Source organism: Pseudalkalibacillus hwajinpoensis, from assembly GCF_015234585.1.
GTDB lineage: Bacteria > Bacillota > Bacilli > Bacillales > Guptibacillaceae > Guptibacillus > Guptibacillus hwajinpoensis_B.
The window spans coordinates 561,807-575,475 of record NZ_JADFCM010000001.1; the positions used below are offsets into that span (position 1 = coordinate 561,807).

Sequence of the window (13,669 nt, forward strand, 5' to 3'; positions counted from 1 at the left end):
GAGTATATATGAAGAAACGAATTTTTATAATACCGATCGTGGTTCTGCTGGTGAATATCTCTGTCTTTTCCACAGCTTCAGCTACTGCCAACGGAGAGAAGCTGAGTCATGGTAGTCCGAAGAGTGCTGGAATGAATGCTACTACACTTGAGGAAATTGATGACGTAGTACAAGAAGCTATAAGTAATGATATAACTCCTGGAGCAGTGGTACTTGTGGCTAAAAGTGGTAAAGTCGTAAAAGAGTCTGCCTATGGAGATGCACAAAAATATGATATGGGAAATCTATTAGAAAAACCAAGGAAGATGAAAAAGAAAACAATGTTTGACCTTGCCTCTTTAACTAAAGTAATGGGAACAACGCAAGGGATTATGAAGCTTGTCAGTGATGGGGAATTAGCAGTAAATGATCGAGTAGCAAAATATATTCCTAATTTTGCTTCTAATGGTAAGGACGATATTACAATCGCAGACCTTTTAACACATACCTCTGGCTTAACTCCTTGGCAGCCCACTTATTTTCATGCTAAGAATTCGGAAGAAGTTCTAAACTATATTAATGCACTTCCACTCGAATACGAAACCGGCACGGATCGTCGCTATAGTGATTTTAGTTTTATGACGCTAGGGTTCATCATTGAGGAAATAAGCGGAGAGAAGCTTGATGATTATCTTCAGAAAAATATTTATGAGCCATTGAAAATGAAAGATACGATGTTTACTCCTTCAGATCACCTTGATGATAAAATCGCAGCCACCTCATGGGGGAATCCTTTTGAATATAAAATGGTGGATGATCCCGATTTCGGCTACAATGTTCCTGAACGAGCTGAGGATTTTGGAAGGTGGCGAACTGAAACACTTGTTGGAGAAGTTAATGACGGTAATAGTTTTTATGCAAACGAAGGTATAGCTGGACACGCTGGCTTGTTCTCCACGGCACGAGATCTTGCCGTACTTGGACAGGCGATGTTGAATGGTGGGAGTTACGGTAAAGTGAAGCTATATGATCAGGAGGTTATTGAAGACTTCACAACCCCACAGCGTTTTGGACAGGGCTATGGATGGGAACTCGACAAGAGCTGGTACATGGGTGACAAACATTCAGAAGCGACTTTTGGGCATACAGGTTTTACAGGGACCCAAGTGATCTTTGACCCATCTAATGATCTCCAAATTATTGTGTTAACTAATAAACAAAATAACGGCCCTCTCGAATCTGGATCCTATCCAAGCACTGGAGGACTTTCGAAACATATCGCGAATATCGTATACGAGTCTATTCAATAATAACTCAACCCTGATTAGCTTCCTTTCTTGGAGGTGCTCAGGGTTCTTCTATTTTAACAACGAGGAGAGATGCTGAATGAGGGAAAAGAGAAAAGTGATTTTAGATTGTGATCCAGGCCATGATGATGCGATTTCGATTATTCTTGCAGCTTCTAGTGATCAGATTCAGATTGAAGGCATTACGACGGTAGCGGGGAACGTAGATGTTGAGAAGACAACGCTTAATGCGTTAAAAGTATGTGATTTCATAGGGCTCGACGTGCCAGTTGCTCGTGGAGCTGAGCAGCCACTAGTTAAAACGCGTGAATTCGCACCAGACATTCATGGAGATTCTGGTCTTGATGGACCAGAGCTTCCGGAAGTTCCAAAGAAAATGATGATCGATCAGCATGCTGTCGATTTTATCATTGAGAGATTGTTAGATTCTGATGGAGAGATCACGCTAGTTCCGACAGGTCCGCTCACGAATATCGCTTTAGCGATTGAAAAGGAACCTGCGATCGTTGGAAAGATTCGTGAAATCGTACTGATGGGTGGAGGGACGTTTGGAAATTGGACACCTATGGCGGAATTTAATATTTATGTCGATGCCGAGGCGGCGGTTGTTGTTTTTAACAGCGGAGTGCCTGTGACAATGTTTGGTCTAGACATTACGCATCAGGCGATTACAACGCCAGCGATTCTTCAGGAGATTTCTTCTATTGGCACGAATGTTTCGAAATTTGTGGGGGATCTTCTTGAATTCTTTACTAAAACTTATAAAGAAGTTTTCGATTTTGAAGGAGCTCCCATTCACGATGCATGCACGATAGCGTATTTAATTGATGAATCGATTTTTGAATTCGAGACGGTTCGAGTGGATATTGAGACAAAAGGAGAATTTACATACGGTACAACGTGCGTTGATCGTCTGCATGTAACGGGAAGAAAGCCGAATGTGAAGTTTGCGCATGGCATTAATCAAGAAAAGTTTTGGGGATTGTTGATTAATGCGTTGAAGTGAGAAGGGCGGAATTGGTGGTGCCTGTCACTCGCGAATTCGCGGGTGACAGGCACCACGAAACCACGAACCACTATTACCTCCTCTTGTGCTAATCTCAAGTCATCGTTAGAATAATAGTAAGACAATTCAGTCAGGAAGTGTAAGCGTATGCAAAGACTGAAATCAATTTCTCTTCAAACGAAATTATCTTTAATGATATTGGGACTATTACTTACAGTTTTACTTATTCTTGGTTTGATTTTCACTCGTTTATATTCGACAAGTGTTGAAGAACAGATGGGAGAACGGGCGCTCAATGTCGCTCAGTCGGTGGCGATGATGCCGGCCGTGATCAATGCGATGAAGTCGAATCATCCATCCGATTCTATTCAGCCAATCGCAGAGGATCTTCGGTATAAAACAGGAGCGGAATTTATTGTAGTAGGAGATAAGGATGGTATTCGGGTAGCTCATCCATTACTTGATCGCATTGGTAAACATATGGTTGGTGGCGATAGCCAGCAGGCTTTAGTAGAAGGAGAATCATATGTTTCTAAAGCAGAAGGATCGCTTGGGTCCTCGCTTAGAGGAAAAACACCTATTTTTGATAATGGTGAAATTATCGGTATCGTTTCTGTTGGTTTTTTAACTGAGGATATTCAACAGAAAGTAGATCAATTTGAATTAAAGGTTATGAGTTTAATAGGCACAATATTGTTACTTGGTTTAGCAGGTGGTTTTTTTATTGCGAGGAATGTGAAGAAGTCCATTTTTGGTATTGAACCATCAGAAATCGGGGCTATGTTTCTGGAGCGAAATACGATTCTTCAAACGATCAGAGAAGGAATTATTGCGGTTGATGCGAAGGGAGAGATCACCCTTGCTAATCAAGAAGCTCATCGTATGCTAAATAGAAAGGTAGATGAAAATTTAGAAGGAGAAGACATTGTCTCTGTTCTCCCAAATACAAGAATGCCAGAAGTGCTACTATCTGGAGAGTCAGAGTATGATCAGGAGATCATCATCGGTCATAATCATGTGATTGTGAATCGGATTCCTATCATTCAAAAAGGTGAAATTACAGGAGCTGTTTCAAGTTTTAGAAGGAAAACAGAAATTGAGGCTTTATCACGAGAGCTCTCTCAAGTTCAAAGCTATGCGAAAGTTCTTCGCTCTCAAACGCATGAGTATGCCAATAAACTATATACCATTTTAGGATTAATTCAGTTAGGAGCATACGATGAGGCGATTGAATTAATACATAAGGAAGCGATTGGTTATCAGGAGGTTGTACAGCTTTTGGTGAAAGCTGTGCCAAATCCAATTATTTCAGCTCTGCTTTTAGGGAAGTATAACAGGGCTCATGAGCTTCATATTCAATTTTTAATTGATGAGGAAAGTAGTATGAGTGACTTTCCTGAGCGGATGGAGCAAGAAAAGATTGTAACGATCGTTGGGAACTTAATTGATAATGCGATGGATGCTGTTCTTGAAAAGCAAGATGAAGAAAGAGTGGTCCATTTATTTATGACGGACATTGGGAGAGATTTGATTTTTGAAATAGAAGACTCCGGTAATGGCGTGCATGAAGAGGAATTGGAACAGATTTTTGAGCGAGGAGTTAGTAATAAAGAGGGGAAAGATCGAGGAATCGGACTTTCTCTCGTGAAAAATGCACTCGAATATCTTGGAGGGTATGTCACCATATCAACAAGTCGTTACGGTGGAGCTGCGTTCACAGTTGTGATTCCTAAGGGGGAACAAACGAATGTCTGATATTGAAGTGTTAATTGTAGAAGATGATCATCGAATTGCTAGAATCAATCAGAAATTTACTGAAAATGTACCGGGATATGTAGTTATAGGAGTTGCTTCAAGCATTACGGAAGGGAAGGAACTTCTAGAAATAGTAGAGCCAGACCTTGTGCTCCTAGATATCTTTTTTCCTGAAGAAAGCGGACTTCACTTACTTTGGCACATCCGTAAAAATTATAAAGAAACAGATGTGATGATGATTACTGCTGCGAAAGAAATCGAGGCGGTTCAGGAAGCAATGCGTGGAGGGGCAATTGATTACATTATTAAACCGGTTATCTTTGATCGCTTTAAGCAAACTCTAGAAAAATTCAAACAAACGAGAGGAAGAATGAATCATCAGAAGGTTGTTAGCCAGGAGGAAGTGGATCATTTATTTACAAGACAAGGAACACGTGAAACGGTCGCGACTCAAGTCGCTCCAAAAGGAATTGATCCCTTAACGTTATCGAAGCTGACAGAAGTACTTTTATGCCACACGCCTCAAGGCATGACGGCTGAAGAAGTCGGAAGTGAGATGGGGTGTAGCAGAACAACAGCGAGAAGATATTTGGAATACATGGTTTCACTTAGACAGGTGGATGCTGACTTGTCATATGGAACAGTGGGTCGTCCTGAACGACGCTATCATTCCGTAAAGAATGGAAGGTGAAAAGGGCCGCTTCAAGTGGAAGCTCATAAGGAGATCTCACTTTAGAAGCGGCTTTTTTCATGATGCTAAATGTTCCTTTTCCTCTTCTGCTGTTTTCTTACTGAGCTTGCTCTTTATAATAGGTAGCGTAAGAGAAAGAAGTGACAGAATGAGGAGGACGACGGTTACTGTACTATCGAAAAACGTCACATAACTCCCATTTGATATCGTTAGCGCCTGTCTAAATGATTGTTCCATCATTCCACCTAGAATAAAGGCGAGAATGAGCGGTGCTGCTGGAAAGTTAAGAAGTCTCATTATAAAACCCATCACTCCAAATGCTAGTAAGAGATAAAGATCAAAAGTGCTGAAGCTCACTCCATAAACCCCAATCATACAGAAGATAATAACAAGTGAGATTAGTAGCGCTTTTGGAATGTAAAGAATCCGAGCGATAAACGGAATAAGTGGCAGATTTAAAACTAGCAAGAAAAGGTTGCCAAGATACATACTAGCAATCACTCCCCAAAATACGTCCGGATGATCGGTCAGCATTAACGGACCTGGTTGTACACCGACAACGAGGAGGGCACCAAGCAATACAGCGGTTGTGCCAGAGCCTGGGATACCAAGCGTTAACAGGGGAACGAAAGCCCCACTCGTTGCGGCGTTATTAGATGTTTCTGGGGCAGCGAGTCCTTTGATATTTCCTTTTCCGAAAGACGAAGGATCCTTAGAAATTTTCTTCTCTGTGATATAGGACATGAAGGAAGCAATAGTTGCACCAGCGCCTGGTAGCACGCCAAGAATAAATCCGAGCACAGAATGACGAGCGATCGGACCAGAGATTTCTTTTGCTTCTTGCCTCGTGATTTTCAATGAGCCAACATTGGAGTTACCGTCCATCATTTTTGATTTTCGGGACAAGATTAGCGAGCAAACCTCAGCAAGCGCGAAAAGTCCTAGGGCAATGATTAAAAAGTCGATTCCTTCAAGAAGGTTCGGATTACCAAAAGTAAAACGCTGTGTTCCTGTTTGCTGGTCAACGCCAATTGTAGCAATGATTAAACCGATCGTTGCAGAGATTAACGCCTTCACAGTTGAGCCTTCGGACAAGCTTGCAATCGCTGTTAAACCAAGCAACATGAGGGCGAAATACTCAGTCGGACCGAATGAGACGGCAAAGCTAGCCATTAGAGGAGCAACTAGCATAAGGGCAACAACACTTACGGTACCACCAGCGAAAGATGAAATAGCAGCAATAGCGAGTGCTTTACCAGCCTTACCTTGTTTGGCGAGCGGGTAACCGTCAAAGGAGGTGGCGACAGTTCCTGATATACCCGGTGCATTTAATAAAATGGATGAGGTAGATCCTCCGAAGACGGCACCATAGTAAACTCCTGCCATAAGAATAAGGGCTGAGGCTGGATCCATGCCATAGCTTAAAGGAATCATAATGGCGATCGCTGAGATAGGACCCAGTCCAGGGAGCATCCCGATTAGTGTGCCAGCAAGAACGCCAATAAAAACAAAAAGGATGTTCTGGAAGGTTAAGACAACCTGAAAGCCATATAACATATTCGAAATAGTGTCCATCATCTTTCCTCCTTTCTAAAAGGGAAGTGGGCCTTGCGGTAAATAGATTTGAAGTAAATAGTTAAATGAAAAATAAAGGACAAGCGTAAAGCCGATTGAAACAGCAATCAATGTTTTCCGTTTTGTATAACCAAGCATACGTGACGTAACGAGTAGGAATAAGATTGTGACAATCACAAATCCTAGGAGCTCAAATAAGAGAATATAGACAAAGATAAGGCCAGAAACGGCCAGTAACATGAGCACTTCATCTTTTTTAATGTCACTTTTTTTTCGATCTTCAGTAGGGTTCAGAATGAATAGTAAGATCGAGAGCGCTGCGAGTAAAAATCCCAGTCCTTTCGGTAGTGCGTCGGCATCTACGATGGCGTATGGAAAAGCTGGCAGCTGAAAACTAAGGAAGAGATATAAAATGGAAATAAGCAATAAAACAATGGCTACTTTACGTTCAACACTTGCTAGCATGACGAGTCACCTGCCTTTAATAAATATGAAAGGTCAGCGTGAACTGACCTTTCGCTCTATCCTTATTTTGCTAAACCAACTTCGTTCATCAATTCTTCCATCGTGTCATATTCTTGATCCAGAAATTCTTGAAAGTCCTCACCGGACATAAAGTTATCATTCCAACCAAAATTGTCAAGCTGTGTTTTCCATTCATCCGTTTCCATCATGTCTTTGACAGCTTGCTCATAGAATGTAGCGGCTTCTGCCGACATATCTTTTGGTCCCATAATACCTCTCCAAACGATGAATTCGTCATCGATCCCTTGTTCTTTTAGCGTTGGAAATTCGGATACTGTTTCGCCTTCAAGTGGCTCAGGTGAAGTTATAGCAAGAACTTTCACTTTACCAGCACGTGCCTGTTCTGTTGCTTCTGCGAGACCTGTTGAGTAGACATCGACTTTATTTCCAAGCAGCATGCTCATTCCGCTACCATCCTGAGCAGAAACATATTTCAGTTGCTTAATATCAACACCACCGGCTTTTACGGCTTTAACGAATGCCATGTGATCCATGCTTCCTGGAGAAGAATCTCCCACAACTGACACAGAGGTTGGATCTTCTTTTAGTGCATCAACAAGATCATTCATACTATCGTATGGCGAATTAGCAGGTACAACAAAAGCTGAATAGTCCGCAATTACACCCGCAATTGGTGTGAAATCATTGTGTCCAAGCTCGGATTGTCCGTTTAATGGAACAAATAAAATCGGGGGTGATGTGATGAAAAGTGTATGATCGCCACCTTTCTTATCGACATAAGACCAACCAACAGCACCTCCACCACCTGGTTTATTGGCAACAGCCATACGTTTATCGATAATATTTTCCTTCTCCATTACTTTTGAGATTGTTCGAGCAGTTGTATCCCAACCACCCCCAGCTCCAGCCGGCGCAATCATTTCGATGGGTTTATCAGGACTCCATTCACCATTATCGCCTGAAGAATTTCCCGCACTTTCATTACTTCCACAAGCGCTCAATAGAAGAACGCTCCCCAACAAAAGGGACATGAACAAGTTCATTTTTCGTCTCATAGTGATAACCTCTCCCCTTAATGTAATCGCTTACAGATTAACCACCAACAATATACCTGATTATTTTAGTTAGATTAAGAAAAGGGAAATAAGAAAGGTTTGTTTCATTCTGTACATTATGTTCATAAAGTTCATGAAAGATTATGAGTTCGCAAGTTCGCAAGTGACAGGCACTCCCCAATCTATCGCTACTAAACAAACGTTTATTTAACGTATGTACTCATATTCTGAAGTAAAGCTACAGATATAAAATGTATCAAACGGTATAAAACTTCAAAATCATTCTAATGACCTGGGTATAAAGATAGATAAATCCGGGTGTTTTTCTTCTATCTATGACTTAAGTGGTATAGACGACTATAAAGGAAGAGGTTACGATTTGGGTAGAATATTCTGAATGTTATTTCGTTTCATTGAGGAGGTAGCTCGTTAATACTTGTATTCATTAACAATGGGGAGGGCACTATGAAAAGAAAAACGCTGTCACTGCTTCTGACCACCGCGCTTGGTACATCACTTTTAGCTCCAGGATCTGGTTTGGCTGCACCTGGTCCAACGATTGAGAAAGCGGGGAAGGTCAACATGAGTCATAGTAAGAGTCATCCAACTTTTTCGTGGGACAATCCTGGACCGACATCGCCTGTTCTGCATCTTGGTTCAGTCAAAGGAGCCGGAATGCGAGAAGAACCACTTAATGAGATTGATGATTTGATCGAAGGCGCCATCGATGAACAGGTTATGCCTGGCGCGGTTGCGTTTGTAGCGAGAAGAGGACATATCGTAAAGGAAGAAGCTTACGGTTATGCTGCGCAATACACAGATGATGAGTTTACTGAAATGAAAAACCGAATTCCGATGAGTAAGGAAACCATTTTTGATCTTGCCTCAATTAGCAAACTTTTCACAACAACGGCGGCAATGACGCTCTATGAAGATGGGGAATTTAAGCTGGATGATCCCGTAGCGAAGTACATTCCGGAATTTGCAGCGAACGGAAAGGAAAGCGTTACCATCGAACAGCTGATGACACATACATCGGGATTCAAACCATGGATTCCGCTCTACACGATCGAAGGCGATCGAGAAGATCGCCTGGAGTATGTTTTTAACTATCCACTTCAATCAGAGCCGGGGAGTGAGTATACATACAGCGATCTTAACATGATTACACTTGGTGCTCTTATTGAACGATTGTCTGGGATGCGTCTAGATGAATATGTAAAAAAAGAAATCACCAATCCGCTTGATATGAAGGATACGATGTACAATCCTCCTGCTGAATTAAAGGAACGAATTGCGGCTACGGAATACCAGCCATGGACGAACAGAGGGCTTGTCTGGGGGGAAGTTCATGATGAGAGTGCCTGGTCATTGGACGGAGTCGCTGGTCATGCAGGTGTTTTCTCGACAGCATCGGATCTCGCTAAATTTGCTCATATGTTTCTGATGGAAGGGCGCTATGGTGGGACACGCATTCTTCAACCGGAGACGGTGAAACTTTTAACAGAAAATCGGATTCCAGAGTTTCCGGGTGACGATCATGGCCTCGGCTGGGAGCTCCAACAAGGTTGGTTCATGGATGCTTTATCTGAAAGCACAACGCTCGGTCATACAGGTTATACAGGGACGTCAATCGTTGTCAGTCCAACGAATCAGACAATTGCGATCTTATTAACGAATCGGGTTCATCCGACGCGTGAAACCGTATCTACTTCTCCAACGAGACGGAAGTTTGCAAGAAAGGTAGCGGATGCGATTCCAGTTGCGATGAACAAGAAAGCTGATCCCTGGTTTGCTGGTTATGGAGATAACGAATCGAAGTATCTGACTGCTAAAGTTAACGTGCACAAAGAATCTATTATTACTTTTGATACGTGGTACCAAATTGAGGAAGGCTACGACATGGGAACAGTAGAGGTTTCAGAGAATGGAAATGAATGGACCGAAGAACTTCAGCTAACAGGAAGCAGTAAGAAATGGGAGGCGAAAGAAGTCGCTTTACCTGCAAACACAAAGTACGTTCGCTTCACATATAAGACAGATGGCTCTACGAACAAACGTGGTTGGTATGTTGATGATTTGAAGGTGAATGGCTCAACAGTCACGCTTACGAGTGATGAATGGATGAAGCGATCATATTAAAAACCAGGAGGGATAGCATGCGAACGAGACAGAAACGGCTGATTGTCACTTTTCTTGCATTGTTAATGATCTTTTCCCAGGCAGTTATGTTACCGGGGAAAGCTTCCGCAAAAAAAGCAGGTTCACCCGAGTTGATTTTAATGGAAAATGTTCCTGAAGTGAGTTCAGAATTTGATGGGAAAAGCATCACATTGCATGCGCTTCACATTTACGATGATGGTCACTTTATGAAAATAGATCAAAATCTGAAGTGGAAGTCATCCAATAAAAAGGTGGCAAAAGTAGATCGTGAAGGGAACGTAACGCTGACAGGTAAGCGTGGCCGGACGTTCATTACGGTTTCAGATGGTAAGAACAAAGATCGGATTGCCCTTGATTATAAAGTGGATAAATCAAATAAAAAATCATCCGCTCCGTCTTTGATTAAACAGAAAGGGAAGCAATACGACATTATCGAAAATGCGATTGACGGTATGACGATGGAAGAAAAAATCGGTCAAATGCTGATGCCGGACTATCGAAATTGGAACGGTGAAAATGTCACTGAAATGCTTCCGGAAATTGAAGAGCAAATTGAAGAATATCATCTCGGAGGCGTGATTTTATTCAGAGAAAACGTGGTTACAACCGAGCAAACGACGAAGCTTGTTGCTGATTATCAGGAAGCATCTGAGAAGTACGGTCTGCTCATGACGATTGATCAGGAGGGAGGCATTGTAACGCGTCTGCAGTCGGGAACAGATATGCCAGGGAACATGGCGCTCGGTGCTACGCGTTCTAAAGATCTGACGAAGGAAGTTGGACATGCGATTGGGGAAGAGCTTGCCTCCCTTGGTATTAACATGAACTTCGCACCTGATATGGACGTGAACAACAATCCGGATAATCCTGTTATTGGTGTTCGTTCATTTGGAGAAGATCCAGAGCTCGTTGCGGACCTTGGTATTGCGTATACAAAAGGTCTTCAGGAAACTGGCGTTGCAGCAACGGCTAAGCACTTTCCAGGGCACGGAGACACAGCAGTTGATTCACATCTAGGTCTTCCAGAAGTGCCTTATGATAAAGAACGTCTCATGGAAGTCGAACTCTATCCATTTCAGAAGGCAATGGAAGCTGGGATTGACGCGATTATGACAGCGCACGTGACGTTCCCTAAAATCGATGATACGAAAGTGATTTCCAAAAAAGATGGTACAGAAATTTCTCTTCCGGCCACACTCTCGCACAAAGTTTTAACAGAATTAATGCGTGATGAGATGGGGTATGAAGGCGTCATTACAACGGATGCGATGAACATGGGTGCCATCCAGGATCACTTCGGATCTGTTGACGCAGCGATTCGCGCAGTGAAAGCAGGAACCGATATCGTCCTGATGCCAGTTGGACTTCAAGAAGTGGCAGAAGGATTATATGGAGCAGTTGAATCAGGTGACATATCTGAAGAACGGATCGAAGCATCAGTGGAACGAATCCTAACATTAAAAGTGAATCGTGGAATCATCAAGTCGGAGAACCCGAGTGACGTAAATAAACAAATTCAAGAAGCGCTCGAGACAGTAGGGTCAGACGAGCATAAAGCCGTTGAGAAAGAAGCGGCGGATAAATCCATTACGCTTGTAAAGAATGACAATGTCCTTCCTCTTGACGGGAACAGTGATGATCACGTTGTCGTTATCGGACGAAGTTTTGTTGAATCACTCGGTAACGCAGTAAAAGCAGCGCATGACAATACGACGGTTATTGAAGTAAATGCAAGCTACACACTAACAGATGAACAGCGTGAAACTCTTGCGTCTGCTGATCAAATCATCATTGGCACGTATACGTACAGTGTGAGTACGCGTTCGCCTGAGCATCCACAGATGATGATGGTCGATACGATTATGAGTGAAACGGATGCGGATGTGATTGCGATTGGGATCCGTAATCCATATGACATTATGGCTTATCCGAACGTTGACAGTTACATTGCTCAGTATGGTTTTAGAACGGCTAGCTTTGAAGCAACAGCCGCTACCATTTTTGGTGAAAATGCACCGTCAGGTAAGCTACCAATAACGATCCCGGGGGAAACGGGCGGCGTGCTTTATAACTTTGGTCATGGGTTAACGTACTAAAATTGTGATCGGGAAGACTTGTTCTTCCCGATTCTTAAAAAATGGGGAGGCGTTTTAAACATGAAAAAGTGGCTTGTGATGGTGTTAACTACGATGCTTGTCTTATCATCATTATCTGTGGCATTCGCTGATAACAATGGGAAAGGACACGGTCATGATAAGCGTAAGAAGTTCAAGCTTGGTGTGGAAGTTCTACTCGAAGATCAAAAAGAGCTTATCGAAGGAAAAAGCGTTGGCCTGATTACAAATCCTACAGGGGTAGATCAGGAGCTTAATAGCATTGTTGACTTGCTTCACAATGATTCCGATGTTGATTTAAAGGCACTTTATGGACCGGAACATGGCGTGCGTGGAAGCGCACAGGCAGGAGAATATGTCGAGTATTATACGGATGAAGAAACAGGGTTACCCGTTTACAGTCTCTATGGATCTACTAAAAAGCCGACGCCAGAAATGCTAGAAGGCATTGATGTTCTTCTTTTCGATATTCAGGATGTAGGCACGCGTTTCTATACGTACATTTATACGATGGCCTATGCTATGGAAGCTGCCAGCGAGAATGACATTGAATTCATCGTGCTTGATCGTCCTAACCCTCTAGGTGGGGAAGCGGTGGAAGGTCCCGTTCTTGATGATGAATACGCTTCGTTCGTCGGAAAATATGAAATTCCACTTCGTCATGGCATGACAGTAGGTGAGCTTGCTTCACTTTTCAATGAAGAATTTGAAATCGGTGCTGATTTAACAGTTGTTGAAATGGATAAGTGGAAGAGGGATATGTATTACGATGATACGCCACTTGAATGGGTATTGCCCTCGCCTAATATGCCAACGCTCGATACAGCGCTCGCTTATCCTGGAGCTGCCTTAATCGAAGGAACAAACGTATCCGAAGGTCGAGGTACCACAAAGCCTTTTGAATTAATCGGTGCACCATTTATTAACGCAACGGAACTTGCCGGTGAACTGAACGAATTGAAACTTCCAGGGGTTGATTTTAGGGCAGCTTCCTTTACTCCTTCGTTTTCGAAGCATGCGGGAGAGTTAACACATGGCGTTCAAATTCATGTGACTGATAAAGAAGCGTTCAAGCCAGTCAAAACAGGATTAAGCCTCGTGAAAACCATTCACGATCTCTATCCTGAAGACTTTGAATTTCGCGCAGAAAATAGCGCAGGCGTCTCATTCTTTGATCTTCTCGTTGGAAACGGGTGGATTCGAGAAGGCATTGAAAATGGAGACAGCGTGAAAAAGATGGAGAAGCAGTGGGAAGATGATTTAAAAGATTTTAAAGAAGTAAGAGAAGACTATTTACTATACTAGATAGATTGTTAAGCACTCGCATAGCGTCGAGTGCTTTTTTTATTTTATGTAATAAAACTTCACAAAAACACTTACATTATTAAATAAAACTTGTTAAACTGAAATTATTAGAAAATTCAACTCAATTAACAGATATGAAGGAGGGCCGATCACGAACGAAATAAACAGGATTGATTAGGGCGCATTTGTAGGCAGTTACTACATAGCCAGAGGTTCCATCAATATGAGGAAAC

Annotated in this window: 10 protein-coding genes; 7 read left to right on the forward strand and 3 right to left on the reverse strand. The window is 42.5% G+C overall.

Features of this window, described 5'->3' with window-relative positions; translation table 11 throughout:
• Positions 1-8 precede the first annotated feature (8 nt).
• The 4 genes from IQ283_RS02730 to IQ283_RS02745 all read left to right on the forward strand — a co-directional run bounded on the left by IQ283_RS02730 (position 9) and on the right by IQ283_RS02745 (position 4,738).
• The gene (locus IQ283_RS02730; RefSeq protein WP_194218621.1) at positions 9-1,289 is read left to right on the forward strand and encodes a serine hydrolase; all 1,281 of its coding nucleotides are present in this window, start codon (positions 9-11) and stop codon (positions 1,287-1,289) included.
• A gap of 76 nt (positions 1,290-1,365) precedes the next feature.
• Positions 1,366-2,292, forward strand: coding sequence for a nucleoside hydrolase (locus IQ283_RS02735; protein WP_194218622.1), 927 nt, complete (start codon positions 1,366-1,368; stop codon positions 2,290-2,292).
• A gap of 147 nt (positions 2,293-2,439) precedes the next feature.
• Positions 2,440-4,047, forward strand: a complete 1,608-nt coding sequence (locus IQ283_RS02740; protein ID WP_194218623.1) for an ATP-binding protein — start codon at positions 2,440-2,442, stop codon at positions 4,045-4,047.
• Positions 4,040-4,738, forward strand: a complete 699-nt coding sequence (locus tag IQ283_RS02745; RefSeq protein WP_194218624.1) for a response regulator — start codon at positions 4,040-4,042, stop codon at positions 4,736-4,738. The genes IQ283_RS02740 and IQ283_RS02745 overlap by 8 nt, the downstream gene beginning before the upstream one ends.
• A gap of 57 nt (positions 4,739-4,795) precedes the next feature.
• On the opposite strand, the gene IQ283_RS02750 is transcribed toward IQ283_RS02745, so the two are convergent.
• The 3 genes from IQ283_RS02750 to IQ283_RS02760 all read right to left on the reverse strand — a co-directional run bounded on the left by IQ283_RS02750 (position 4,796) and on the right by IQ283_RS02760 (position 7,854).
• The gene (locus tag IQ283_RS02750) at positions 4,796-6,313 is read right to left on the reverse strand and encodes a tripartite tricarboxylate transporter permease (protein WP_371017666.1); all 1,518 of its coding nucleotides are present in this window, start codon (positions 6,311-6,313) and stop codon (positions 4,796-4,798) included.
• 15 nt (positions 6,314-6,328) lie between these two features.
• Positions 6,329-6,778 (reverse strand): tripartite tricarboxylate transporter TctB family protein, encoded by a 450-nt coding sequence (locus IQ283_RS02755; protein ID WP_194218626.1) that lies wholly within the window; start codon positions 6,776-6,778, stop codon positions 6,329-6,331.
• A gap of 62 nt (positions 6,779-6,840) precedes the next feature.
• Positions 6,841-7,854: a tripartite tricarboxylate transporter substrate binding protein gene (locus IQ283_RS02760; protein ID WP_194218627.1), complete on the reverse strand. Its 1,014-nt coding sequence runs from the start codon at positions 7,852-7,854 to the stop codon at positions 6,841-6,843.
• A 465-nt stretch (positions 7,855-8,319) separates the two neighbouring features.
• Here IQ283_RS02760 and IQ283_RS02765 point away from each other — a divergent pair, with 465 nt between their 5' ends.
• From IQ283_RS02765 to IQ283_RS02775, 3 genes are read left to right on the forward strand one after another with little or no spacing between them, the layout of a single operon-like run.
• Positions 8,320-9,996 (forward strand): serine hydrolase domain-containing protein, encoded by a 1,677-nt coding sequence (locus tag IQ283_RS02765; protein ID WP_194218628.1) that lies wholly within the window; start codon positions 8,320-8,322, stop codon positions 9,994-9,996.
• Between the two features lie 17 nt (positions 9,997-10,013).
• Positions 10,014-12,113: a glycoside hydrolase family 3 protein gene (locus IQ283_RS02770; protein WP_194218629.1), complete on the forward strand. Its 2,100-nt coding sequence runs from the start codon at positions 10,014-10,016 to the stop codon at positions 12,111-12,113.
• A 60-nt stretch (positions 12,114-12,173) separates the two neighbouring features.
• Positions 12,174-13,436, forward strand: coding sequence for an exo-beta-N-acetylmuramidase NamZ family protein (locus IQ283_RS02775; protein ID WP_194218630.1), 1,263 nt, complete (start codon positions 12,174-12,176; stop codon positions 13,434-13,436).
• Positions 13,437-13,669: the final 233 nt, after the last annotated feature.